Annotated in this window: 27 protein-coding genes and 2 tRNA genes; 18 read left to right on the forward strand and 11 right to left on the reverse strand. The window is 72.8% G+C overall.

Annotated elements, in window-relative coordinates:
• Window positions 1-6 precede the first annotated feature (6 nt).
• From IU369_RS05765 to IU369_RS05790, 6 genes are all read left to right on the forward strand, one after another.
• The gene (locus IU369_RS05765; RefSeq protein ID WP_217923620.1) at window positions 7-792 is read left to right on the forward strand and encodes an MBL fold metallo-hydrolase; all 786 of its coding nucleotides are present in this window, start codon (window positions 7-9) and stop codon (window positions 790-792) included.
• Window positions 789-1076 (forward strand): hypothetical protein, encoded by a 288-nt coding sequence (locus IU369_RS05770; protein ID WP_217923621.1) that lies wholly within the window; start codon window positions 789-791, stop codon window positions 1074-1076. The genes IU369_RS05765 and IU369_RS05770 overlap by 4 nt, the downstream gene beginning before the upstream one ends.
• Before the next feature lie 59 nt (window positions 1077-1135).
• On the forward strand, window positions 1136-1954 hold the full coding sequence (locus tag IU369_RS05775) for a FliA/WhiG family RNA polymerase sigma factor (RefSeq protein WP_217923622.1): 819 nt from the start codon (window positions 1136-1138) through the stop codon (window positions 1952-1954).
• 50 nt (window positions 1955-2004) lie between these two features.
• Window positions 2005-4071, forward strand: coding sequence for an elongation factor G (fusA, locus tag IU369_RS05780; protein ID WP_217923623.1), 2067 nt, complete (start codon window positions 2005-2007; stop codon window positions 4069-4071).
• Between the two features lie 42 nt (window positions 4072-4113).
• Window positions 4114-4893 carry a Nif3-like dinuclear metal center hexameric protein gene (locus tag IU369_RS05785; protein WP_217923624.1) on the forward strand — a complete coding sequence of 260 codons (780 nt, stop codon included), beginning with the start codon at window positions 4114-4116 and terminating at the stop codon, window positions 4891-4893.
• Between the two features lie 77 nt (window positions 4894-4970).
• Window positions 4971-5044 (forward strand) — tRNA-Gly (locus IU369_RS05790).
• 38 nt (window positions 5045-5082) lie between these two features.
• Here the strand turns inward: IU369_RS05790 and IU369_RS05795 are convergent.
• Both IU369_RS05795 and IU369_RS05800 read right to left on the reverse strand, forming a co-directional pair.
• On the reverse strand, window positions 5083-6228 hold the full coding sequence (locus IU369_RS05795; RefSeq protein ID WP_217923625.1) for a tyrosine-type recombinase/integrase: 1146 nt from the start codon (window positions 6226-6228) through the stop codon (window positions 5083-5085).
• A gap of 6 nt (window positions 6229-6234) precedes the next feature.
• Window positions 6235-6432 (reverse strand): helix-turn-helix domain-containing protein, encoded by a 198-nt coding sequence (locus IU369_RS05800; protein ID WP_217923626.1) that lies wholly within the window; start codon window positions 6430-6432, stop codon window positions 6235-6237.
• A 73-nt stretch (window positions 6433-6505) separates the two neighbouring features.
• Between IU369_RS05800 and IU369_RS05805 the strand changes: the two genes are divergently transcribed.
• Together IU369_RS05805 and IU369_RS05810 are read left to right on the forward strand one after the other, a co-directional pair.
• Window positions 6506-6799: a helix-turn-helix domain-containing protein gene (locus IU369_RS05805; RefSeq protein ID WP_217923627.1), complete on the forward strand. Its 294-nt coding sequence runs from the start codon at window positions 6506-6508 to the stop codon at window positions 6797-6799.
• Complete coding sequence (locus IU369_RS05810) at window positions 6796-7293, forward strand: hypothetical protein (protein ID WP_217923628.1); 498 nt, start codon at window positions 6796-6798, stop codon at window positions 7291-7293. Before IU369_RS05805 ends, IU369_RS05810 begins: the two co-directional genes overlap by 4 nt.
• 4 nt (window positions 7294-7297) lie before the next feature.
• Here the strand turns inward: IU369_RS05810 and IU369_RS05815 are convergent, their stop codons facing one another.
• Entirely contained in the window at window positions 7298-8659 is a 1362-nt protein-coding gene (locus IU369_RS05815) for a dihydrolipoyl dehydrogenase family protein (RefSeq protein ID WP_217923629.1), read from the reverse strand.
• Window positions 8660-8815: 156 nt separating this feature from the next.
• Window positions 8816-10381: a mercury(II) reductase gene (merA, locus tag IU369_RS05820; RefSeq protein WP_217923630.1), complete on the reverse strand. Its 1566-nt coding sequence runs from the start codon at window positions 10379-10381 to the stop codon at window positions 8816-8818.
• A 138-nt stretch (window positions 10382-10519) separates the two neighbouring features.
• Here merA and IU369_RS05825 point away from each other — a divergent pair, with 138 nt between their 5' ends.
• Complete coding sequence (locus tag IU369_RS05825) at window positions 10520-10942, forward strand: metalloregulator ArsR/SmtB family transcription factor (RefSeq protein WP_217923631.1); 423 nt, start codon at window positions 10520-10522, stop codon at window positions 10940-10942.
• A 9-nt stretch (window positions 10943-10951) separates the two neighbouring features.
• A complete protein-coding gene (locus tag IU369_RS05830; RefSeq protein WP_217923632.1) occupies window positions 10952-11227 on the forward strand; it encodes a hypothetical protein in 276 nt (91 codons plus the stop codon).
• 217 nt (window positions 11228-11444) lie between these two features.
• On the opposite strand, the gene IU369_RS05835 is transcribed toward IU369_RS05830, so the two are convergent.
• From IU369_RS05835 to IU369_RS05850, 4 genes are all read right to left on the reverse strand, one after another.
• Window positions 11445-11699 carry a DUF2283 domain-containing protein gene (locus tag IU369_RS05835; protein ID WP_217923633.1) on the reverse strand — a complete coding sequence of 85 codons (255 nt, stop codon included), beginning with the start codon at window positions 11697-11699 and terminating at the stop codon, window positions 11445-11447.
• A gap of 13 nt (window positions 11700-11712) precedes the next feature.
• The gene (locus IU369_RS05840; RefSeq protein WP_217923634.1) at window positions 11713-11949 is read right to left on the reverse strand and encodes a DUF4258 domain-containing protein; all 237 of its coding nucleotides are present in this window, start codon (window positions 11947-11949) and stop codon (window positions 11713-11715) included.
• A 52-nt stretch (window positions 11950-12001) separates the two neighbouring features.
• Entirely contained in the window at window positions 12002-14938 is a 2937-nt protein-coding gene (gene mobF, locus IU369_RS05845; RefSeq protein ID WP_217923635.1) for a MobF family relaxase, read from the reverse strand.
• Between the two features lie 435 nt (window positions 14939-15373).
• Window positions 15374-16168, reverse strand: a complete 795-nt coding sequence (locus tag IU369_RS05850; protein ID WP_217923636.1) for a bestrophin-like domain — start codon at window positions 16166-16168, stop codon at window positions 15374-15376.
• A gap of 312 nt (window positions 16169-16480) precedes the next feature.
• Between IU369_RS05850 and IU369_RS05855 the strand changes: the two genes are divergently transcribed.
• From IU369_RS05855 to IU369_RS05880, 6 genes are all read left to right on the forward strand, one after another.
• Entirely contained in the window at window positions 16481-17065 is a 585-nt protein-coding gene (locus IU369_RS05855; protein ID WP_217923637.1) for a hypothetical protein, read from the forward strand.
• 192 nt (window positions 17066-17257) lie between these two features.
• Window positions 17258-18058, forward strand: a complete 801-nt coding sequence (locus IU369_RS05860; RefSeq protein ID WP_217923638.1) for a class I SAM-dependent methyltransferase — start codon at window positions 17258-17260, stop codon at window positions 18056-18058.
• A 49-nt stretch (window positions 18059-18107) separates the two neighbouring features.
• Entirely contained in the window at window positions 18108-18491 is a 384-nt protein-coding gene (locus IU369_RS05865; RefSeq protein WP_217923639.1) for a VOC family protein, read from the forward strand.
• A 146-nt stretch (window positions 18492-18637) separates the two neighbouring features.
• Window positions 18638-19141 carry an STAS domain-containing protein gene (locus tag IU369_RS05870; RefSeq protein WP_217923640.1) on the forward strand — a complete coding sequence of 168 codons (504 nt, stop codon included), beginning with the start codon at window positions 18638-18640 and terminating at the stop codon, window positions 19139-19141.
• On the forward strand, window positions 19141-19323 hold the full coding sequence (locus IU369_RS05875; protein ID WP_217923641.1) for a hypothetical protein: 183 nt from the start codon (window positions 19141-19143) through the stop codon (window positions 19321-19323). The genes IU369_RS05870 and IU369_RS05875 overlap by 1 nt, the downstream gene beginning before the upstream one ends.
• A 205-nt stretch (window positions 19324-19528) precedes the next feature.
• On the forward strand, window positions 19529-20647 hold the full coding sequence (locus IU369_RS05880; protein ID WP_217923642.1) for a fatty acid desaturase family protein: 1119 nt from the start codon (window positions 19529-19531) through the stop codon (window positions 20645-20647).
• A 24-nt stretch (window positions 20648-20671) separates the two neighbouring features.
• On the opposite strand, the gene IU369_RS05885 is transcribed toward IU369_RS05880, so the two are convergent.
• On the reverse strand, window positions 20672-21310 hold the full coding sequence (locus IU369_RS05885; protein ID WP_217923643.1) for an alpha/beta hydrolase family protein: 639 nt from the start codon (window positions 21308-21310) through the stop codon (window positions 20672-20674).
• 107 nt (window positions 21311-21417) lie between these two features.
• On the opposite strand from IU369_RS05885, the gene soxR reads away from it, so the two are divergent.
• Window positions 21418-21855, forward strand: coding sequence for a redox-sensitive transcriptional activator SoxR (gene soxR, locus IU369_RS05890; RefSeq protein ID WP_217924333.1), 438 nt, complete (start codon window positions 21418-21420; stop codon window positions 21853-21855).
• A 36-nt stretch (window positions 21856-21891) separates the two neighbouring features.
• Window positions 21892-21964, forward strand: a tRNA-Cys gene (locus IU369_RS05895).
• A 260-nt stretch (window positions 21965-22224) separates the two neighbouring features.
• Here IU369_RS05895 and IU369_RS05900 read toward each other — a convergent pair.
• Window positions 22225-22665 carry a hypothetical protein gene (locus IU369_RS05900; RefSeq protein ID WP_217923644.1) on the reverse strand — a complete coding sequence of 147 codons (441 nt, stop codon included), beginning with the start codon at window positions 22663-22665 and terminating at the stop codon, window positions 22225-22227.
• 341 nt (window positions 22666-23006) lie between these two features.
• Complete coding sequence (locus IU369_RS05905; protein WP_217923645.1) at window positions 23007-23978, reverse strand: tyrosine-type recombinase/integrase; 972 nt, start codon at window positions 23976-23978, stop codon at window positions 23007-23009.
• Window positions 23979-24265: the final 287 nt, after the last annotated feature.

The raw sequence follows: 24265 nt of genomic DNA on the forward strand, positions 1-24265 counted from the left end.
TATAGCATGGCCGCCGATGCGGGGGCGAGCACGAACGTGACGGACCCGTCGCTCGAGCTGGTGCCCCTCGGGATCGGCGCGGCCTACGCGCGGCCCGGCGAGGCGCAGAGCTGCCACCTGGTCCGCGCGGGCGGCCGGGCGCTCGTCGTGGACATGGGCGCCGGGGCCCTCAACCGGCTGATGGGCGTCATGGCGCCCGAGGACCTGGAGGCCGTCGTCATCACCCACATGCACCCCGACCACTGCGTCGACCTGATGGCGCTGCGCGTCTACATGGCGTGGGGGCCGGGGGTGGGGCGCACGCTCCGCGTCGCCGGCCCGCCCGGCCTGCGCGCGCGGCTGCAGGACTTCTCGGGGTCCGTCGGCTGGGACGCCCTCCACTTCGAGGACCTGCGCGCGGGGGAGGGCGAGATCGACCTCGGCGGGGGCCTCGTCGTGCGGCACCGGGAGGTCCCGCACCTGCCGCCGACGCACGCCGTGCGCGTCGACCACGGCGGCGCGTCGATCTGCCTCGGCGCCGACTGCGGCCCCAACGACGCGCTCCCCGAGCTGGCCCGCGACTGCGACCTGCTGGTCTGCGAGTGCACGTTCGGGGCGGAGGAGGTGCCCGACGGGCTGGCGCACCTCAACGGCCGCGGCGCCGGGGAGATGGCCGCACGGGCGGGCGCGGGACGGCTGGTGCTCGTGCACGGCCAGCCCGAGTACGACCGCGACGCGGCGGTCGCGCAGGCCGCGGAGGCCTTCGGCGGCCCGGTCGCGTGGGCCCGCGAGGGAGAGGCGGTCGCGGCGTGAGCGTCCGCCGCCAGACGCCGCCGCCCCGGCCCACGACGCGGAGGGCCGTGATCATCTCGGTGCTCCTCAGCCTGCTGCTCCCGGGCCTCGGGCACGCCTACGCGTGGCGCCTCCCGCGGGCGCTGATCTGGTTCGCCGGCACCATCGTGATCGGCATCGTCATCGGCGGCGGGGAGGACGACACGGTGCTCGCGTTCTCGATGGGCGCCGTCATCGCGGTGCTCGCCGCGATCGACATCGCCCTGTTGATGTGGCTCGAGCGGACGCCCCCGCGGGCCCTGTGAGCGGCCCGGCCGGACGCGATCACTAAACTGGCCGGGATGCCGACCCTCACGCCACTCCCGTGACCTGGGACGCGTTCCGCCGCGGAAACGCCGGCGCCGCCCAGGGCGAGGAGGAGCTGCGGATGCTGTGGAAGCGCTACAAGGAGCGCGACGACAGCCAGGCGAAGGACCGCCTCATCCTCACCTTCGCCCCGCTGGTGAAGTACGTCGCGGGCCGCATGAACAGCCACCTGCCCGCGCACGTCGAGGAGACCGACCTCATCTCGTACGGCCTCCTCGGCCTGATCGGCGCCGTGGAGCGCTTCGACCCGGGCCGCCAGGTCAAGTTCGAGACGTACGCGGTGGCGCGCATCAAGGGCTCGATCATCGACGAGCTCCGCTCCCTCGACTGGGTGCCGCGCTCGGTGCGGGCCCGCTCCCGCGAGATCGAGCGCAAGTCGGCCGAGCTGGAGCACCGGCTGCAGCGCGCGCCGACCGACGAGGAGCTGGCCGCGGCGCTCGGGATGGAGCTCGAGGAGTTCCAGGCCGCGATCACCCAGATCTCCAACTCCTCGATCGTCGCGCTGGACGAGACGTGGAGCGTGTCGTCGGGCGGTGAGCCCCTCTCACTGATCGACACGATCAGCGACTCGCGCGTCACCAACCCCGCCGACCTGCTCGACGTGACGGTGCTCCGCGACACCCTCGCCGACGCGATCGCCCGCCTCCCCGAGCGCGAGAAGATCGTGGTCGCGCTCTACTACTACGACGGCCTCACCCTGCGGCAGATCGGCGACGTCCTGGGCGTCACCGAGAGCCGGGTCAGCCAGCTCCACACCAAGGCGATCCTGCGCCTGAAGGGGCGCCTGCAGGGTGACGGGGAGGTTGACCAGGACTGATCGCTGGCGGAGGATGCGGCTCCCGGCCTTGTAGTGAAAGGCACAAGCTGATGGCGCATCCCGATCCTGCCCAGCTTCGGAACGTCGCGGTGCTCGGGCATCGCGGCAGCGGCAAGACGAGCCTGGTCGAGGCCATGCTCCACGCCGCCGGCGCGACGAACCGGCGCGGACGCGTCGCGGACGGCACCACCGTCTGCGACCCCGACCCCGACGAGCACCGCCGCGGCATGTCGATCTCGGCTTCTCTCTGCCACCTGACGTGGAAGGGGGTCAAGGTCAACCTGGTCGACACGCCGGGCGACGCATCCTTCCAGGGCGACACCATCGCGGCGATGCGGGCGGTCGACGCGGTGCTGATGGTCGTGAACGGGACGGCGGGGGTGGAGGTCCAGACCGAGCGCCTGTGGGCGCGGGCCGTGGCGCAGGGGCTGCCGCGCGCCGCGGTCGTGAACATGCTCGACCGGGAGCGGGCCGACTTCGACGCCGCGCTCGCCTCCCTGACGGCGATGGCCCCCGGCACCGTCGCGATCCAGCTCCCCCTCGGGTCGGAGTCGGGTTTCCGCGGCGTCGTGAACCTGGTCTCGATGACCGCCACGACGTACGCCGACGGCGCCCTCGACGGGGTGACCGGCCCCATCCCCGACGAGGTGGCGGGCCCGGCGCAGGCCGCCCGGGAGCACCTGATCGACGTCGTCGCCGAGAAGGACGACGCGCTGATCGAGAAGTACCTCGAGGGCGAGGAGATCACGACCGGGGAGCTGATCGGGGCGATCCTCAGCGGGGTGGCGGAGGGGCGCATCGCCCCCGTGGTGTGCGCGGCGGGCGACCCGGGGATCGGCATCGACCGGCTCCTCGACCTCGTCACCGAGGCGCTGCCGTCGCCGGTGACCGCCGGGGTGCGGGGGGCGCGGGACCCGGCGACGGGGGAGCCGGTGGCGCTGGCGGTGTCGGAGGACGGACCCGCGGTCGCGGTGTGCGTGAAGACCGTCGCCGACCAGTTCAGCGGCCGCATCAGCCTGCTGCGGGTGCTGACCGGGGTCCTCGCGTCCGACGGGCACGCCACCGTCGCCGGGTCGGGGGCGAAGGAGCGCGTCGGGCAGCTGTTCACCCTCCAGGGCAAGGAGCACGTCCCCCTCGCGGAGATCGGCCCCGGCGACATCGGCGCGGTGGCGAAGCTGAAGGAGGTCCGCACCGGCGACGTGCTCACCACCGGCGACGTGCCGGTCGCGTTCGCGCCGCTGGAGCTGCCGCCGCCGGTGATGAGCTTCGCGGTGACGGCCCACGTCGCCGGCGAGGAGGACAAGCTCAACGCGGCGCTGCGGCGGATGCGCGACGAGGACCCGACGATCGACGTCCACCACGACGAGCAGACCGGGGACCTCATCCTGGCGGGGCTCTCCCAGATGCACGTGGAGGTCGTTGCCGAGCGGATCGACCGCCGGTTCGGCGTCGCGATGGACCTCGCGCCCCCGCACGTGCCGTACCGCGAGACGATCACCGGCCAGGCGGAGGCGGAGGGCAAGCACAAGAAGCAGAGCGGCGGCCGGGGGCAGTACGCCGACTGCTGGCTGCGGGTCGAGCCGCTCCCGCGGGGCGGGGGGTTCGAGTTCGTCGACAAGGTCGTCGGCGGGGCGGTGCCGCGGGCGTTCATCCCGGCGGTGGAGAAGGGCGTCGCGGAGGCGCTGCAGCGGGGCGAGCTCGCCGGCTACCCGGTGGTGGACGTGCGGGTCACGCTCTATGACGGCAAGCACCACCCGGTCGACTCGTCGGAGATGGCGTTCAAGATCGCCGGCTCCCTCGGCGTGCGGGCGGCGATCGCGGCGGCGCGGCCGGTGCTGCTGGAGCCGGTGATGCGGGTCGAGATCACGGTGCCGGCGGAGAACGTCGGCGACGTGATGGGCGACCTCAGCTCCCGCCGGGGGCACCCCCTCGGGATGGAGGCGCGCGGCCACGACGAGGTGGTGCGGGCCGAGGTCCCGATGTCGGAGATGCTCGAGTACGCCCCCGACCTGCGCGCCATGACCGGGGGCCGCGGCGACTACACGATGGAGTTCGACCACTACGCGCAGGTGCCGGCGCACCTCGCGCGGAAGGCGGCCGAGGAGGCCGTCGCCTGACGGGCCCCTCACGGGGTCGCCCCGAGCGCCTACGATGCGCCGATGCTCGTCGCCCACCTCGTCGCCGCGGTGGAGCGCCTCGCCCCGACGGCGCTCGCCGAGGACTGGGACAACGTCGGCCTGCTGGTCGGGCGCCACAACCAGCCGCTGCGCGGGGTGATGGTCGCGCTGGACCTCCGCGACGAGGTGCTGGGGGAGGCGCGCGAGCACGGCTGCGACGCGGTGCTCACCCACCACCCGCCGATCTTCCCGAGCCTCTCTGCGGTGACCGACCACGGCGCCGCGGGGGAGCTGGTGCTCCGCGCCGCGGAGGACCGGGTGGCGATCATCGCGGCCCACACCAACCTCGACGCGGCACGGGGCGGCCTGAACGACGTGATGTGCGAGGTCCTCGGCATCGGCCCCGCGGCGCCGCTGCGGCCCGACGCGGGGGACCCGGACGCGGGGCTGGGGCGCATCGGCGCGGTCCGGCCGTGCAACCTGTCCGCCCTCGTCGCGCGGGTCGCCGCGGGCTTCGGCGGCGAGGTCACGTACGCCGGCGACCCCTGGACCCGCCTGGAGCGCGTCGCGTGCTGCACCGGGTCGGGCGCGTCGATGATCGAGGACGCCCGCGCCGGCGGCGCCGACGCCTTCGTCACGAGCGACCTCAAGTACCACGACGCGGACCGGGCGGAGGGCCTCCCCCTCGTGCACCTGCCCCACGCCCGCGCCGAGCGCGTCGCGCTGAAGCGGTGGACGAAGCAGCTCGAACGGGCGCTCGCGCCCGAGGGCGTCGAGGTCCGCTTCGCCGAGGCCGACACCGACCCGTGGCAGAACGCCTGACGGACGTCCCCCGGGGCGTCCCGCGACCCCGCGGCGATTGAGGCGCCCCCTCCCGACCGGTACACTCCCGCGACGCTGCGGATGTAGCTCAGTTGGCTAGAGCGTCTGCTTGCCATGCAGAAGGTCGTGGGTTCGAGTCCCATCATCCGCTCTCCGGAAAGCCCCCGTAAACCGGGGGCTTTTCTCGTTCTAGCGGGCATCGAGATCGAGCCCCATCTGGCGTTCATCCCACGTCCATCCCACAGAGTGATCGGGCGAAGAGCCGAAGACGTGGGCCTCCAGCTCGGTGGCCGCAGCCAGTCGAGCCCCTTTGTAGAGGTGTCCGTAGCGCTTCAGGACGAGCCCGCCACCGTCCGAGTGACCCATCTGCTCGGCGATCACCTTCACGTGGCAACCGGCCGCGATCATCAGCGAGGCGCCGGTGTGGCGCAGGTCGTGGAAGGTCAGCTCGGGGATGCCTGCTGCCTTGGCTGCCGGCTTGAAGACCCGGTGCATGAAGTTGTCCGCGTCGAAGGGAGTGCCGGCGCGCGTGGGGAAGAGGTAGCCGTCGGCGCTGGGCTGCCGGACGAGCTGCTGCTCGCGGATGAGACGGACGATGCGAGGGCCGACGTCGACCGAGCGTCGACCGGCCCGCGTCTTGGTCGCGACGCGCGCGCCGTCCTGGCGCTGCGTGAAGACGGCGAGCGAGCCGGCCTCCAGGTCGATGTCCGTGTCGCGCAGCCCGAGCACCTCGCCCCGCCGGAGCATCGTGAGGACAGCGATCGGCGCGATCCGGGCGACGTACTCCGGCATCCACGAGCGCAGCTCGTCCACCTCCGCCCAGGTGAGGAACCGCGGCTCGCGCTCCTCCGCCTTGGCGATCCGGATCCGATGGACCCCGGGGTCGATCACCTGGCCGCGCTCCTCCGCGTCGCGGAGGATTCGCTTCAGGAGGGAGAGGGCCATCTCCGCGCGGCGTGGAGCACGCTCGGCGATCGTCGCGATCAGGTCCTCGACGGCGGGACGGCGCAACCGCTCGACGGAGAGGTCGTTCAGCGGCTTCAGGGCGCTCAGGCAGTCCTCGGCGAGCCGGATCGACTTCGGGCGTGGCCGCACCATTCCAGCGGCTCCGATGATGTACCGCTCGAGCCACGCCTGCGCGATCAGGCCGAATCGCTCCGGCGGCGCCTGGTAGAGCAGGCCCGCCTGCGCGCGCCGCTCGACATCGAGCTTGAAGGCCCGCGCGTCCTTGTGAACGGAGAAGACCCGGGAGCGCTCACGATGTCCACCATCGCGAAAGCGGACCTCGTAGCGGCGCTCACCCTTGGCCGTCTCGTAGGCGCGGATCGAGGCCACGGTCGCTCAGCGGTACTCAGGCGGAGCGACGACCCGCCGGCTCTCCAGCCAGCGGACGACCTCGCCCTGATCGAACAGCCGCCGTCCCTCGACCTTGTAGGAGGGAAGCTCACCACGCGCGGCAAGGCGATAGACCTTCTCGGGCTGACAGCGCAGCACGAGCGCAAGCTCGTCGGCGGTGAGGAAGGTGGGGAGGGTCGTCATGGTCTCTCAGCCTCTGGCGCTAGCGTAAGTGTGACCGAACACACTTGCAAGTCCGAGGGGTAGGCTGGCGGGGATGACTAGCGGCGAGCTCATACGGACCGCACGGTCCCGGGCTGGCTACTCCCAGGCGCAGCTCGCCGAGCGCCTTTCGATGCCGCGATCGCAGATCGCTCGCTGGGAACTGGACGAGGTCGAGCCGGGACTCTCAACAGTGCGCCGCGTCCTCCGCGCCTGCGGATTCGACCTGTCTCTCGCCCTCGTCTTGTTCGAGCCCGACGAGAACCGAGAGGCTCGCCTCCGCGAGCTGCAGCTCCTCACCCCCCAGCAGCGCGTGCAGCGCATGCTCGATCGCCTCGGGAAGGGATGAGCGGCCCGAGCGGACAGCGCACGTTCGATCCGTATGCAACCCTCCACGAGCTGGAGGTTGTCCGGGCGCAGTACGTCGTCATCGGCGCTCTCGCGCGGGTGATGCAGGGCGCCGACGAGGTGACACGTGGCCTCGACATCACCCCGCTCGAAAACGTCGACAACATGCGCGCCGTCACGAGTGCGCTGGCTCGCGTTGGTGCGGAGATGCAGCCCATGGATCGCCCCGATCGCAACCCCGCCCGCATCACCCGGTTCGAGGGCCCGACCGGCGCGATCGCGATCGTGCGAGCTCCTGCCGGCACCCGCGGCTACGAGGATTTGCGGCGACGTGCCGAGCGCCTCCACATCGGGGACGGGCTCCGCCCGCAGGTCGCCTCGGCTGGCGACCTCGTTCGCATGATGGAAACGCTCGCTCGTCCCGACCAGTCGCGCGCGCTCGAGTTGATGCGCCGAGTCGTGGAACTCGAGCGAGGGTTCGGGCTGGAGCGTTAGCCGGTTAGCCCGGCGTGTCTGACACGTCCAGTGCCTCGACCCCCTTCGCGATCGCCTCGCTGTAGGTCGGGAACTGGGCCACCGTGTCGCGCAGGACGTCCAGGCCGATCCTCGCTTTCACCGCGAGGGCGACCTGGTGCATCCACTCGCCCGCGAGCGGCGCGACCGCCCATGCGCCCACCAGCACCCGCTCGCGAGCGTCGGCCACGAGGCCGAGCGTCCCGCGCGGATCGCGCTCGTAGGTCCAGGGCCGGGCGATCGAGTCGGCCAGCTCGAGACGGGAGGTCAGCACCTCGAGGCCGCGCTCGCGGGCCTGGTCGGCGCTCAGCCCGACGGCGGCGATCTCGGGATCGGAGAAAACCACGCGGGGGATCGCCGAGTAGTCGGCCCGGGCAGCCCGCCCGGCGATGTCCTCGCAGGCGATGCGCGCCTGGTACATGCCGACGTGGGTGAAGAGCATCACGCCGGTCACGTCGCCGATCGCCCAGACGCCCTCGCCGGCGCGGCAGCGCTCGTCGACCGCGACGCCCCTCTCGCTCACCTCGACCCCAAGGCTCTCCAGGCCGAGGCCCGCGACCCGGGGGCGGCGGCCCGTCGCCACCAGCAGCTGGCGCCCGCTCACCTGGCCGCCATCCTCGAGATGGACCACGCGATGGTCCCCTCGCCGCGACACCCGGGTCGCCCGCGCGCCCAGCCGCAGGTCGATCCCCTCCTCGCGCAGGGCGCTGAGCATGATCTCGCCGACCGCCGGATCCTCGCGCGGGATGAGCCTCTCGGCGGCCTGCACGATGGTCACGTCGGCGCCGAGCCGGGCGAAGAGCTGCCCGAGCTCGATTCCCACCGGTCCGCCACCGAGCACGACCAGGCTCTCGGGGAGGTCGGCAGTCGTGGTCGCCTCGCGGTTTGTCCAGTAGCCGGCCTCCTCGAGGCCCTCGATCGGCGGGACGATCTGCTCGCTTCCGGTCGCCACCACGATGCGCTGGGTCTCGAGGAGCTCGCCCGCCACCTCCAGGCGACCCGGGCCGAGGATGCGCGCGGCGCCCCGGTGGACCGTGACGCCCCTCTCGCGGTAGCCGGCGACCTGCGCGGTGTCGTCGAGGTTGCGGACCATGAAGTCGCGGTACGCGGAGATCTCGCTCCAGGACAGTGCCGGCTCGGACGCCCCCGCGGTGCGCCGCGCCTCCGCCCGGACCTCGGGCGCCCTCAGCAGGGTCTTGCTGGGAATGCAGGCCCAGTAGGCGCACTCGCCCCCGACCAGCTCGCGCTCCACGAGCGCGACGCGCATACCCCCCGCCGCGAGGCGCGAGACGGCCACCTCCCCGGCTGGGCCGGCTCCGATCACGACGGCGTCGAATGACTCGGTCACTGGCGATCTCCTCGGTGGGGACGACAGACGTGGGTGCACGCGGGGGCCAAGCGGTCGCCGTGACGGGCGCCCGCCCATCGTGGCCGGGGGTCCGCAATGAGGTTCCCGCGATGCGGGCGCCTCACGCGCCGGGGCGGCCGGGGACCCGGGCGGTGCTTACGCCGCGCAGCAGGAGAGCTTGGACACGTCCCGGGTGAAGGTCTGGGCCGCGAGCTTCAGCGACTCGGCCATCGTCAGGTATGGCGCCCAGACGGCCCCGAGCTCCTCGACGCTCATGCCGCGCTCGATGGCGATCGTGGCGGCCAGGACGACGTCGGCCGCGTTGGAGGCAACGACCGTCGCCCCGAGCAGCCGACCGCTGTCGGCGTCGGCGACGAGCTTGGCGAAGCCGCGGGTGTCGCCGTTGACGAGCGCCCGCGGGACGGCCTCGATCGGAAGCACGCGGGTCTCGACCTCGAACCCGGCCTCGCGCGCCATCGCCTCGGTCAGCCCGGCGGACGCGATGGTCGGCTCGGTGAAGATGATCCGCGGCAGCGAGCCGAAGTCGAGCCGCCGCCCGCCCTCGCCGAAGGCGTTCTCGGCGGCCGCCGCCCCGCCGGCGGCCGCGACGTAGACGTACTCGGGCTGCTGGGTGCAGTCGCCCACGGCGAAGACGCTGGGGACGCTGGTGCGTTGCTCGGCCGAGACGAGGATGTGGCCGGCAGCGTCGGTCTCGACCCCGACCCGCTCGAGGCCGAGGCCGTCGGTGTTGGGCGTGCGGCCGGTGGCGAGCAGGATCTCGTCCACCCGCACCTCGAACGCGCTGCCCTCGCCGTCGCGGCCGCGCAGGACCTTCGTGTCCCCCTCGAGCGTGACGGCCTGCGTCGTGTGGTGCTCGAGCACGGCGTGTCCGGCCCCGGTGAGCGCCTCGCGGATCACCTCGGCGGCCTCCGGCTCGGCGGCCGGCACGAGTCGGTGCCGGGCGATGAAGGTCACGTGCGCGCCGAAGTCGCCCAGCATCTGGCCGAGCTCGAGGCCGACCGAGCCGGTGCCGAGCACGGCCAGGCGCGCGGGCGGGCGCTCCAGCTCGAGGGCCGAGGTCGAGGTCAGGTAGCCGGCCGCCTCGAGGCCGGCGATGGCGGGGACCGAGGGCCGGCCGCCGACCGCCAGGAGGATCGCCCGGGCGCGCACCGTCTCACCGGCGATGCTCACCGTGTGCGGGTCGAGGAGCTCCGCGTGACCCCGGCGAAAGCCGATCCCGTACTCGTCCACCAGGCGCTCGTACTTGTCGGCGCGAAGGCGCTCGACGAGGGCCCGCTTGCGGAGCTGGGCGGAGCGCATCCGCTCGGGGTCGCCGTGGGCGGCGAGACCGTCGACGAGCATGGCCTTGGAGGGGATGCAGCCCACGTTGACGCAGGTGCCGCCGGTGGTGCCCCGCTCGACCATCAGGACGCTACGACCGAGGTCGCGGGCGCGGATGGCGCCCGCGAAAGCCCCGCCGCCGGAGCCGATCACGAGCAGGTCGACGTCGAAGTCACCACGCGCCTCACCGGCGCCCGCGTCGATCTCGCGCATGCCGGCGAGCCGGTACTGGGTGCCGTCGAGGGCCGCCCGAAGGCCCGCCTCGGCGGCGTCGTCCGCGTCGAGGAGCGCGCGCCCGGTGCGCCAGTACACCTCGACGCGCTCGGCGCCGGCTGCCTCGAGCGCCTCGCGCACGTGCACGGCGCAGCGGTCGCAGGTCATCCCGTGAACGTCTGCCTGGTGTCGCGTCATCCCGAACCCCTCGTCGCGGTGGCCGGCGCCCGAATCGCTCTCGAGCGTCCGCCCGTTGCTATTCATCTGTTTTCACGTATCATCGAGATTAGCGGATGAAAGAGAGGTGTGCCGATCGCACGTCCCCGGATCATCGAAGCGCCCCCGTGCGCACTGCCTGACACCGAGCTGATGGCGCGGCTGTTCCGCGTCCTCGGCGAGGCCAATCGCCTGCGGATCCTCGAGCTGCTTATCGAGGAGGGCGAGCTTCACCAGATGGAATTGGTGCGTCGCCTGGGCGCCACCCAGAGCAGGATCTCCGAGCACCTGGCCTGCCTGTCGTGGTGTGGATTTGTCGCGGTCGCGCGCATCGAGGGCCGGCGCACCTACTACGAGGTCGCCGACCCTCGGGTAGCGGAGCTCATCGGGCGCGGTCGCGATCTCCTGACCGACAACGCTGCGGAGATCGGCTGCTGTCGGATCGTCGGGCCGGGGACTGATGGCGGCGGACGGCATGCCCGAACGACGTCAACGTCAGCCGATGCCCTCTGAGGGGATGCCATGACCGACTCGGCCAAGAGGGCAAGGGGACGCCTTGGAGCGCTCGTCGCCGTCGGGGCCGCCGGGCTGGCGGTGGTCTGCTGCGCCGCGGGTCCCCTGATCGTCGGCGTGGTCGCCGGCGCCGGGGTCGGTGGCCTCATCGGGGGCCTTGGCGGCGCGCTGCTCGTCAGCGCGCTCGTGGCCGCGGTCGTCCTGATCGCCCGGGCCCGGAGCCGACGCGGCGTCTGCGGACCCGGCAGCTGCCGAGTGCCGGGTGACCGACGTCGCTCGGTGTGACCCGGATTCGGTTCGCTGGGGGCTCGGGTCTGCCGTGGTTCAAGCGAACCCCGAAGGAACGTCGCTCCGCTCCTAGCTTCTGCCGCTCCCGACGGCGATAGCCATCAACGCCTCGTCCGAGGGCACCTCAGCTGAGCGCTTCGAGCTGGAGGCGAGAAGCCTCATCGCGCATTTACGAGTACGGCAGAGCAGATAGCGCTTCCCGAGCCGGGAGCCTTCAGGCGGCGGAGCGCCCCACAGCAAGTAGGTCGAGAGCGCGAGTAATGACTTCCGCCTCCGGCAGATCCGTGAGATCAACTCCACGGGAGACATTCAGCAGCTCGATCGACACCAGGCGCCCGCTGGCGTCGTAGTCGAGGGCCCGGTCGCGATCAAGGCGCACCATGCGCGCCGAGGCTCCTGCTCCAAAGCCGGGGAAGTCGATCGCGAGGGCATCGACAACCGGGTCGTATTCGACGCGAAGAGGCTTCACGTGTCTCAGCGAATCAGCCGGAGCCGTCGAAGTCCAGCACGGTCACGATGACCCCATCGTGGGCGCGGACCACTCCGAGGTTGCGGTTGTCGACGAAGGCCCGGTATAGGCGCGTTCCGTCCCCCTGATCGATCGGGCGAGAGCAGAGGACGAGAATCGCGGCGATCTGCCGGCCGCTCACGTTCCGCAGGATCATCCGCCGACGGGCATGCGCGCTGATCTCAAAGCGGAGCTCCTCGTCGTCACTCATGGTCCGACCATACGGCCAGGCCCCGACGGTCCTGTCGAGGCGACGCGGTCGCTCACCGCTCGAGGCCCATCCCGCGCTCGAACTGCTGCCGGATAGAGCGTTCGCGAGCTTGGGCAACTGACGAGCGGTCGAGAGCAGGCGGCCGAGGGCGAGGCTCGGGAGCCGGGAGGTCGCGCAGTTCCAATCGAAGGTCGGCGAGGACGCGCATCTGGACGTCGATCGCCTGCCGAAGGGCCGGGCCATGGCGGCGACGACCGATCCGGCCGAGGCCCCGAAGCTCCTCGCGCGCGGAAGCAAGGAGGCGCCCTCGTGACTCGATCTCGCGCTCCAGACGCGCGCGTGCCATCTGTCTCGGCGAGAGCGCTTCGGGGTCCCGTTCAGCGATTCTGACCGCGGACGGCTCCGCCGCGGCCCGCGTGAGCGCGCCCGCCAGTCGGCGTGCCGCGGGCTCGGGGTCGTCGCGGGCGGGTCCTGCGTCGTCCACCAGCTCCGGGCCGACGGCGTAGAGGCGGGTTTCGGTGCGGGCACGGGAGGTGGCCACATAGCCCCACTCGGCAAGGGCCCCCTCGGCGCGCACCAGCACGAATGCCCGCTCGAAGCTCGCCCCCTGGACGGCATGGCCGGTGAGCGCGTAGCCGTGCTCCAGGTGCTCGGCCGCGTAGCGGGCCGGGACCTGGCGGATCGGCCCGCCGTCGAGCTGCAGGGTGAGGATCCCAAGCACCGGCTCGACCCCCCGCACCGTCGCGCGCGTTCCGTTGCAGAGCCCGAGCGTCGAATCGTTCAGCCGGCAGATGACGCGGTCACCGGAGCGGAACTCACGCTCGCCGGCCACGAGTTCTTGCTCGCCCAACTGTCCCGCGCGACGAAGGAGCGCCCGCGCTCCCTCGTTCAGATTGCGCACATCGGAGCGCCGGTGGGCGAGCATCACGACCTCGCGGAGGTTGCCCCCGCCCGCCACACGCCACCAGTCGGCAAGCAGGCGCTCCTTCGCCTGCATCGGGTCATCGGCGACGAGCAGGCGACCGTCGCGCGCGGCGTGGCCGAGGTAGCCCTCAGCGTCTCCGTCGCGCAGTCGAGAGAGCGCATCCCGCTCGGCCGGCTCGTGCTGGCGGCGGTTCTCGGTGAGGGGCACGGCTCCGAGTTGGTCGCAAAGGGTCGCGTAGAGCCCACCCGCGCCCACGGCGGGAAGCTGGGCCGGGTCGCCGACAAGGATCGCCTTACCGCCTGCCTGCTCCACCCGGCGAAGGACGGGTGCGAGCACGCGGGTCTCGGCCATCCCGGCCTCATCGACTACCAGGACGCACCCGTGCGGCAGTCCGCCCGAGCGACGGGCCTCGGCCAGCAGGGAGTGGAGGGTCCTCGCCGGGATCTCGGTTGCCTCGCGAAGCTCATCCGCAGCCCTGCCGCTCGGCGCCGCTCCGAGCACCGGGACGCTCGAGCGCTCCAGCGCGTCACAGAGGGCCCGAAGCGCGGTGGTCTTTCCCGCGCCGGCGACCCCGACCACGCAGATGACCCGATCGGGCGACAGCGCCGCTGTGGCGACGAGCGAGCGCTGTTCGGCGGAGAGCCTCACCGGAGCGTCGGCGAGGGCAGACACCACATCCACCGCCGCCGCGCGCGGTGCGCCCGCCTCGCGGCCGGTGAGCCCGATCTCGAGCGCGACGCGCTCGAGATCGAGGAGGCTCTTGGTGGTGAAGCGCGCCGGTCGTCCGGGCGTTGCGTCGTCTCCGACCTGGGTGACCTCGGGGCCGCGGGCGATCTGCTCTACGTCGGCCAGGACCGCCTCGACGCTCGCGCCGTCGCGCGCGGCGCCGGCCACTGCCTGCACCAGCTCGGGCGTCGTGATCGTCGCCTGATGGGCGGTGAGGTCGTCCGCGATGATCGTCGATAGCGCCTGCTCCCGCCCCGGCTCGCGATTGAGGAGACCTCGGAGCTCGTTGGCTCCGAGGCCCACCTCTGCGGCCCGGTCGCGCCACGTCTCGCGCAGGTCGGGCAGATCGACGCGCTCCTTGCACTCGCGGGTCGCAAGGGCGGCGACGCGCGATGCGGCAAAGCCCGAGGTGCCCATCGCCTCCATGTGCTCGAGCAGCGACTGGCGACGGGAGGAGAAGGCGCGCAGCGCCTCGGTGGCCACGCCCTCGATCTCGGCCATCCCCTTCACGGGTTCCGTCCAGCGCACGCCGAGCATGCGTGAGAGCTCGCCGCGCAGGTTGACCTCGTAGAGGTAGCCGGCCGCCAGGCGATAGGTCCGAAGGATCGCCTCGCCGTCGAGCGCCCGCCACTTCCCATCCGAAGAGCGCGCCAGGTTGGCGATGATCACGTGGGTGTGAAGGTGCGGATCCTGGGCGCGGCTGGTGCGATGGCGGAAGGCCGCGGCGACGAAGCCCTCGCCCCGTTCGCGGATCGCCCCGCCGCGACCGCGCCGCACCACGCAGGCCTCGGACTCCAGGTAGAAGAGGGTCGCCTGCCAGGACGCCTCGTGCGCGTCGGAGATCGCACGTCGTACCGACTCGTCGTCGCTCAGCGCGTGTAGGAGGCTGACGCTCTTGGGGCACGAGAAGACCAGGTCGTAGCCGGCCACCGGCGCGAGCGTCTTTGCCTCGTCGCTCCACTGCCCGCTCACCTCATCGAGCGTGCGCACCGTGATCGTGCGCTCCCTGGCGGGCGCGCGCAGGCGCGCGCCGTCGGCCGGGCTCACCCCGCGAAGGAGCGTGCCGAGGTCGCCGTCGCAGACGACGCCCGACAGATCGAGCCCCTCGGCACCCGCGCCCGCCCAGAGCCCCGGCGACTCGCCACAACCGGCGTAGTAGTCATCGAGGCCCAAGGCGACCTGCTGCTCGTAGTAGGCCTCCTGGCCGAGGGCGAGCTTCGCGACGCTCAGCAGGACGCACCGCCAAAGGACGACCGATCGAGCGGGACGCAGATGCACCACGGTGCGAAATGAAGAAGGCTGGACCCCGGCCGAGCCCCGATTCCATCCCACGTCCATCCCACACGAGGTGCGCAGAAGCGCCGATTCGGGCGCACGAGCGCTCCGCTTAGAGGAGTAAGAAACTCCTGCTTATAGGCGGCTTTCAGGCCGGATCCGGCGGAGCCGCAGAACCCCCGGAACCCTCTTGCCATGCAGAAGGTCGTGGGTTCGAGTCCCATCATCCGCTCTACGGAGAGCCCCCGGATCCCGGGGGCTCTTCTCGTTCCCGGCGATGCGCTCGGGCTCCTGACGCTCGCCGACCGATGCCGGTCCCGCCTGCCCGAGGGCGACGCGACCGACGCGTCCGCGGATCCCCGCCGGCCTCGTCGCCCTACGGGAGTCCCTCCCGCCATCGTCGCTCCCATGGTGGTGGTGATGGTCGGCGCCGCGAGGGGACGCCTGCACCTGTGACCTCCACCGGGCACGGCCGCCGGTGAGCGCTCACCGGGCCGGTCACGGCCCCTCGGGCGCCCGCGCCGGCGGGGGCGCCTCCATCGAGGCGCGCAGCGATACGAGCGGCGTGTCGGGAACGGTCACGAGTCCCCGCGTCGGGCGGTCCAGGTCGAACGTGATCAGGAGCAGCACCGACACGAACGCCGCGGCCAGCACGACCGTCACGACGCCGCGCGAGAGGATCGCGAGGTAGAGCGCGAGGAGCCCGAGCCCCACCGCCGCCCCGATCAGTTCGATGCCCAGCACGGCGTTCGGTACGCGGTTCGCCAGGGCCGAGACGCGCACGGTCTGCATGTCGATCATCTCGTTCAGGGACTCGACGTAGAGACGCGGCGCGCTGTCGCGAGGGGAGGCGGCGATCGCCGCGCCGGCGTCCCGCCAGAGGGCGCGCTGGAGACGGGTCCCCGCGACGATCGCGGCCCCGGCCTCGTCGGAACCCGGCACCGCCTCCGAGAGGCGGATGCTCGCGTCGGTGTAGCGCTCGAGGTCGCGCAGGGACCGTGTGCGGATCGGTTCCCGCAGCATCTGCGCCCGGAGGTAGGTCGTGCCGATCGCGTTCGCATCGTCGACGACCGCGGCGCGGCGCGCGTCGTAGCGACCGACGGCCATCGTCAGGCCGAATGCGAGGATCAGGGCGACGAGCCCGAGCAGCGCGGCCTGCACGACCCCGAACGGCTCGCGCAGCTCGGTCCGCGTCCGCAGCCGGCGGCCGACGAAGGCCCCGAGGAGCGTCGACCCGAGCATCAACCCGAGGACCATGAGGCCGAGCTCGAGGCTGTTCAGGCGGAAGAACACCGGATCCTCCGGCTCGGGTTCGTGAGCCCCACGGGGCCCGCATCATGCACGAGGGGCCAGACGTCGCCGCTCGTCCCGGCGGCGCCGCTCGTGGCGTGTCGTGAGGGTCGTCCGTGGTCGAACGTGCACGACGGGTCGGTCCGCGCAGACCACCCCCCGGTGGTCCAGATCCGGTCGGCCCGCGGACCCCCGGCGACGCGCCCCGCGACGGACCACCCGAACGGCGGGCGGCGGCCATACGTGCGGCGGTTACCACCGCGACGTCCGCCACGCATGATCGCGCTCGTCCCCGGACCACCGAACGGAGCCGACATGCCGCCGTCCCCCCGCCCGTCCCGCGCCCGCCGCGGCTCCGTCCTCGCCTGCGCGGTCGCCGCCGCCGGCGTGCTCGGCCTCGCCGCCGCCGGCGCGGCCGACCCGCCGACGGCGACGGCGAAGTCGCCCAACCTCATCACGGCCTTCAACATCACCGGCGTCCAGTGCGTCCCCGGCCCCGCCAACACGGTGCGGGCGCGGGTGAGGCTCTGGATGCGGGTCGTGAACTACGGCCCCGGGCGCGACTGGGCGGACCGCATGGAGGCCAAGGTGCGCCTCGAGTCGACGGAGCCCGGCATCAACATCCACAGCAACTGGAGGGGGTGGAAGACCCCGGCGTTGCTCCAGGACACCAAGTACTTCCAGCGGTGGGACCTGCTGACCGAGCCGAAGAGCGGCACGGCCGAGTGGAAGGTCCACGTCAAGCTGATCTGGCACCGGAAGGCGCCGATCCCGAACGTGACGAAGGACGTCTACCGGAGCTTCGCGGGGAACTGCGCGACGTCGACGGGCGCCCTGCCGCCCCCCGCCCCGGCGCTCCCCTCGACCAACTCCGGCGGGCGGAGCGCCGGCACCGGCTGAGCGCCGGGGCCCGGGTCGCCCGCCGGGCGCGGGCGACCCGGGGCACCCGGTGACGACCCGGCGGGTGCGGCGGGCACCGGTCGTTACAGTCACGGCGCGGATCCCGCTCCGTCCGGACGCCGGGCCCCGCACGCCCGGGTGATGCCACCCGGCTCCACCTCGACCCCGGGAGCGCCACGGATGTCCTCACACGTGCACAGGAGCCACGAGTCGGTGTCGGGCGGCTTCACGGAGACCGCCTCCGACTACGAGGACGCCGTCCGCTTCAACATCGAGGGCGCCCAGCGCCTCGTGCTCTCCATCCCGCCGGGGCGCTACGACGACGTCCTCGACGTCGGCTGCGGGACCGGCTGGGCCGCCCAGGCCGTCATCGACCGGTTCCACCCGGCGCGCATCACCGGGGTCGACCCCGCCGAGGGGATGCTCGAGAAGTTCCAGGCGAAGCTCGGGGGGCTGGAGGGCGTGGACGTCACGCTCGCGAAGGCCGACGTCGAGCACATGCCCGTCGCCGACGCCTCCTTCGACCTCGTGGTCTGCTCGATGGCCTACCACTGGTTCCCCCGCAAGTGGGAGGCCGCCGCGGCGATGGCACGGGCCCTGAAGCCCGGCGGCGTCGTCGCGATCCTCATGTCCGGCCGGGGCGGTGAGCAGGCGTACCGCGACGTCATCTCCAACATCGAGCCGATCAACTACCGCTGGGTGGGCGCCTTCGACGGCAACCTGCGGAGCGTCCCGGAGATGGAGGACTACCTCGTCCAGGCCGGGCTCGAGCCCGTGGACATCTGGATGGAGACCCGGGTGCGGCACACCACCGTCGAGGCGTACATGGAGCGCATGCGGGTCGTCGCCGGCCACATGATCGGCGACCAGTCCGAGGCCGAGGTCGCCGAGTACGTCGCGAAGATCGAGGCGGGGCTGCGGGCCCGGTCCGGTCCCCGGGGGTGGAGCTACGAGTTCGCCAAGCTCTTCGCGATCGCCCGGAAGCCCGCCTGAGCACCGGGGCCCCGGGCCCACCCATCGACCCCACGGGAGGATCAGGGTCATGCCCGACGAGTTCGTCAACGTCCGCTACATGGTCGACGACGTCGAGGCCGCCGTCGACTTCTACACCCGTCACCTCGGCTTCACGCTCCTCTCGAGCGCGGCGCCCGCGTTCGCCGACGTCACCCGCGGCCGGCTGCGGCTGCTGCTGAGCGGTCCCGCCAGCTCGGCGGGCGGGCCGATGCCCGACGGCCGCGTCCCCGGCCCCGGCGGCTGGAACCGCATCCACCTCGTCGTCCCCGACCTCGCGGCCGAGGTCGCGCGGCTGCGCGCCGCGGGCCTCGCCTTCCGCAACGACGTCGTCACCGGGCCGGGGGGCCGGCAGATCCTGCTGGAGGACCCCTCCGGCAACCCGGTCGAGCTCTTCCAGCCCGCCGCCGCCTGACGCGCCCCGCCCCGGGGGTGGCCCCGCGCGGGGGTGGTCCGTGGTACCGTGATCGCGTCCGATGTGGCCGGTGGCCGCGTCGGCAGCGCCGCCCGGGACCCCGGTGGCGTCCATCACTCATGGACGCGAGCGACAGGGGACGGGCGATGACGGTGACGCCGGTACGGGCCTCCACCGGATCCGGGGAGGGCCGGCCGCCCCCCCGCGTGGGGGTGACGCCGCTGGTCGTCGCCGCCGAGGGCATCCCCCTCCGGGACGTCGGCGCCGTGCTCCACATGGCGCTGCGCCCGTGGCCGGTGCAGGTCGCGCTCGACCTGCGCCGCGCGGGCGTCGTGGTGACGCCCCAGCCGGGACCGGCGCGCACCGTCGTGGTCCCGACGGGCCACCTCGCCACGGCGACGCTGCCGTTGCTGTTGGCGGTGCTCGAGGCGGCGTTCCGCAGCCGGCCGGCGCGCGTCGTCATCGACCTCCGCCACCTGGCCTCCATCGACGCCGCCGGCACGAGCGCGCTCGCCGCCGCCGCCGAGCGGATGCGCGGCTGGGGCGGGGCGCTCAGCGTGCGCGACCCCGATCCGGGCGTCCGGCGGGTCGCGACCGGCCGCCCGCCCCTGCCCGTCGCCGCCGCCCGGTCCGGGATGGTGACGGCGTGATGGGCAGCCCCGAACCGCCCCGCGCCGCGTTCCGCGCGGTCGATCCGTGCCAGTGGTCCGGCCCCGCCCGCGGGTGGCGCCGGGACCTGCTGGAGGGCGAGCGCCGCTGGATGGCCGAGTGGGACCGCTACCTCGCGACGCGCCGCGACCCGGCGCCGCGCCGCACCGCGGCAAGCCGGTGAGCCGCCCGCCGCACCGGGGGGGACGGGGGCCGGTGCGTGGTACCCTCTCCGTCCAGTCGCCGTCGCGAACGTCCGTGACGGCCACCGCGCCGCCCCAGACCCCCGGTGGCGCCCGCACTGTTGACGCGAGCGACGGGGATCAGATGATGGTGGCCGGACAGAGCACGACCATGGCGCGCGCCTGCGCGACACCGGGGGTGACGGCGTGACGACACGCGCCGCATCGCCACGCCGCATCGACTTCCAGGGTGGCGGCCCCTTCTACTCCGAGCTCCGCGCCCGTGTGCGCGCGCTCGTCGAGGAGCCCGGGCGCGAGCGCCGCGCGAAGGTGCGGATGTACAGCAAGAGCGCCTTCATGATCGCCTGGGTCGTCCTGTCGTGGGTCGGGCTGGTGTTCGTCGCGCAGACCTGGTGGCAGGCGGCCCTGCTCGCCGTGTCCATGGGCTTCGCGCTCGCCGGCGTCGGCTTCAACATCACGCACGACGCGAACCACGGGGCGTATCCCGGCGGGACCCGCGTCAACCGGGTGATGTCGTGGACCATGGACCTCATCGGTGCGAGCTCGTACGTGTGGCGGACGAAGCACAACACCGCCCACCACACGTTCACGAACATCTCCGGCGCCGACTCCGACATCGACTCGATGCCGTTCGCGCGCTTCGCGCCCGACCAGCCGCGCCGCCGGTACCACCGCTTCCAGCACTACTACATGTGGTTCCTCTACGGCCTGTTCGCCATCAAGTGGCACACCCTCGGGGACTTCGGCTACCTGCGGGCGAAGAAGATCGGCGAGACGCCGCTGAAGTGGCCGCGTGGCCGTGAGCTCGCGGGCTTCTGGGCGGGGAAGGTCATCTTCTTCAGCTGGACCCTCGTGATCCCGCTGCTCGTCCACCCGGTCTGGCAGGTCGCCGTGGTGTTCGCCCTCGCGTCGTTCGTGCTCGCGTTCACCCTCGCGGTGACGTTCCAGCTCGCGCACTGCCTCGAGGAGGCCGAGTTCTCGAGCATCGCGGAGATGGAGGAGGCCGGCCCGTCGGAGTGGGCGCGCCACCAGATCGAGACCACGGTCGACTTCGCGCCCCGCAGCCGCCTGCTGCGCTGGTACCTGGGCGGGTTGAACTTCCAGGTGGAGCACCACCTGTTCTCCCGGATCTGCCACATCCACTACCCCGAGATGGCGGTGGTGGTGAAGGAGGTCTGCGACAGGCACGGCGTGCACCACCAGTCGCACGACACGCTGTGGCCCGCCCTCGCGTCCCACGCCCGCTGGCTCCGCCAGATGGGGGAGAAGACGCCCGCCGCGACCGCGGCGCCCGCCGGGGCCTGACCCGCGGGAGGCCCGGCCGGCGCGTCAGCCGGCCGGCGCCTCCCCGAGCAGCGCGGCGAGCCAGGCGTCGACCGCGGCCCGCAGGGCCACGACGTCGGACGACAGCGCGTGGTCGCCGGCGATCCGCGCGACGGTGCGCCCCGGTGCGGGGGGCGGCATCCCGAACGGGTCCCGTTCGCCCTGCACGACCAGCACCGGCACGGTGACGCCGTCGAGCTCCGGGATGCGGTCGGGCCGCGGCGTGGCCCCGGCCCTCGCCGGGGGCCGGACGGGGAACGCCAGGCACAGGACGCCCGCGGAGCCCGTCGCCGCGGCGGTCCGGCACGCCACGCGCGCGCCCGAGGAGCGCCCCCCGGTGACGAGGGGCACGCCGCCGAGGTCCGTCGCCACGAGGTGCGCGACGACGGCCGTCCACGCCTCGTCGAGGCGAGGCGCCCGCGGCGGCGCCCGGCGGCCCGCGACGCGGTAGGGCTGCTCGACCAGCGCCAGCGCCATCCCCCGCGCGAGGGCGACCCCACCGGCGGCGACGAGGTCCCGCGCCCCGACGCCGCCGCCCGCGCCGTGCCCGAGCACGAGCGCCCCGCGGGGCGCGTCCGGCACCCGCACGTGGGCGCGCGCGGGCCCCGCCGCCGTGGGGATCTCGATGACCGTCGCGTCGTCCACCGTGCCTCCTCGTCGCCGCCCACGGTACCGGCCGTGCCCTCCCCTCGGCATGAAGCGCGGTTGAAGTATCGGCGGCGTCGTGCTGCACTGACGGGGTGTCGGGGACGATGACGATCGGCGAGGTGGCGGAGCGCTCCGGCGTCGCCACCTCGGCCCTCCGCTTCTACGAGGACCGCGGGCTGCTCACGGCGGACCGGACGGAGTCGGGGCACCGTCGTTACCCCCGCGCGGTGCTGCGGCGCGTCGCGTTCATCGTCTTCGCACAGCGGGTGGGTCTGACGCTCGAGGAGATCCGCGAGGAGCTGGCGCGCCTCCCCTCCGACCGGGTGCCGCGCCGCGAGGAGTGGGCGGCGCTGTCGGGGCCGTGGCGCGAGCGGATCGGCCGCCGCATCGCGGAGCTGGAGCGGCTCCGCGACAGCCTCGACCAGTGCATCGGGTGCGGCTGCCTCTCCCTCGACCGGTGCCGCCTCGCCAACCCCGGCGACCGCGCCGGCGCCGTCGGCCCCGGGCCCCGCTACTGGATGGGGGATCCCAGGGGCGGGTGAAGACCCCCGCCCGCCGCTGCTAGCCTGCGGTGCCCGGGCGACGTGGCGAAGTGGCTAACGCGGCGGTCTGCAAAACCGTTATTCATGGGTTCGACTCCCATCGTCGCCTCTCGGATTCCAGAGCGGGTTTCGCGCTCTGGGCGGGCATTTTCTTCGTGTGCATGGGCAATCATGGATTCCGCCTCGGACCGCCCGGAACCGCCCGCGAGTGCCGCCCGTTGTCGCGCATTTGTCGCGCATGATCATGGCGCTGGCCCACTCCGCCGTTACTTCTGGCTCGCGTAGGCGACGACGTCGCGATCGCGCGATCTACCATTCGCCGCCTGACGGGCGAGGAGGTGGCCGCGCGCCAACGCTGAGCCGGCGGCGCTAGCCGCAGGCTGGGAATCCGATCGGCAGGCTGCGCGTCACTCCGGCACCCCCCGAGTAGACGCTGAGCCGGATACGGCAAACGCGGTCGTTACGGAAGAGAAAGCCGCCAGGGAAGCTCGTCGCCCGGGGTCGCCCGCGCTTGTCAAGGCATGCCACCAAGACGATGCTGCTCGGGACGGCGGACCAGGCGATGTCACCCGCGCCCAGCTTCTCGTTCATCTCGTCGCTGTAGACGAGCCGGGCCGCCCCCCGGGGAGCGATCGTGATGCGCGCGCGAGTTGCTCCCGCGAAGAGAGCCGCTCCAATTTTGGTGGCGTGTGCCTTGGGTGCGCCACGCGCCGGGTATGGCTGAGGCCGCACCGAGCCCAGACGGGCAAGCGGCGTGAAGACGACCCGTCCGAGGCGAAGGGCCTTCGGGTTGGCGAGCAGGCGGCGCACGTTCGGAGGCCTCCTCGCCTCGCAGGGCGCAGTGACCTGCGTAGACACGGGACCCGCGGCTGCCCCGTCGGCAGAGGCCGACCCGCTCGCGCCTCTGGGATCAGATGTGCGCGTCGGACCGCCGGAATAAGCGCTTTGGGCGACCGGGCCTGATGAGCATGCTGTCGCGCCAAGCAACAGGGTGAGCCACGCTACCGAGACGACGAGGGCCCCGGACACGGTCCGCAAAGGGTTGCCACGCTTACGAACCTGCGTCGACGCCCCGAAGCGGGTCGCGCGGCGGAGGGGGCCGATCCGTGGGCTCTGTTCCGCGTGATGTCGCTTGCCGAATCGGTCGGGTCTCACGTTGTTGCGTGCTCGATCGGCGCAGCATCCTCGCTCCGGGCCAGAAAGGCATCCAGCAGCTTCGCCGCCTCGCTCTCGTTTCCCGGCATCAGGTGCCCGTAGCGGTCCAGCGTGATGGCGATGCTGGCGTGGCCCATGTACGTCGAGAGCGCCTTGGCGTTCACGCCCGCTGCGATCATCAGGCTGGCGTACGTGTGACGGCACTCGTGCAGTCCGATCGGTTCGAGACCCGCCAGGCGCCACGAACGGATGGCACGGGCGCGAGTCGAGGAGTAGTCGAATGGGAGGGACGGGGTCCGCCCGAAGACGAATCCCTCGGCAGAACCGGCGAGAAGCCGGTGCTCGAGGAGGTGGCGCCGGAGCGAAGCCGCCATCGGAACGCGACGCCGACCACCCCGTGACTTGGTGCCGACGTCGGACCGTTCCTTCGGGTCCCAAGAGCGCTCGACCCGGATGACGCTGGCCTCCAAGTCCACGTCGTCCCAGCGGAGCGCCATGAGCTCTCCCCGGCGCAGGCCGCCGTAGAGCGCAGCGGCCCAGATCGCCCGGTCCCGCGCAGGGACGGCGGCGATGAGCCGTGCCGCCTCAGCGGGTGAGGCGATCCGCTCCCGGCGACCGCGGACGGCGGGGAGCTGCAGGCGCTCGCACGGATTGACGGCCACCTCTCCGCGCGACACGGCTCGGCGGAAGAGCACGCGAAGCGGCATGAGCGCGTTGCGAACGCTGCTCGGGTCGAGGCCCTCCGCGAGCAGGCGGTCCGCGAGGTCCTGCACATCGGATCGCCGGACGTCGGAGAGTCTTCGCGCGCCGAAGTCCGGGAGGATTCGCCGACGGAGCGAAGCCTCGTAACCGCGGATCACACTGGGCTTGTAGCGGTCACCCGACCGGTTGCGGACCGTCCCCTCGCGGGCGCCGGCGACCCACGCCTCGCCGGCTTCGCGGACGGTCGTCGCCGAGGGCGCGCGCATCGCACCGCGTTCGAGGGCGACCGTCGCCTCGGCGCGCCACGACTTGGCGGCGGCGAGGGTGGAGAACGTCTTGCGTATGCGCGTCCGGTCCCGGCTACTCCAGACGTTTGCCTGGTAGCTCGGGCTGCAGTTGCAGCGCGCGCTCGACCGGCTCGCGCACGAGCGAGCGTGCCGCACTTCGATGCCGGTCGTTCGACCCATCAGACTGGTGACCGAGCGTACCGCGAGGTCCGGACCGCCTCCTCAACTACCGGTGTGCGATCCCGTAGTCCGCCGGGAGTGGGCTC

It is taken from the genome of Miltoncostaea oceani (assembly GCF_018141545.1).
In the GTDB taxonomy this organism is placed as follows: domain Bacteria; phylum Actinomycetota; class Thermoleophilia; order Miltoncostaeales; family Miltoncostaeaceae; genus Miltoncostaea; species Miltoncostaea oceani.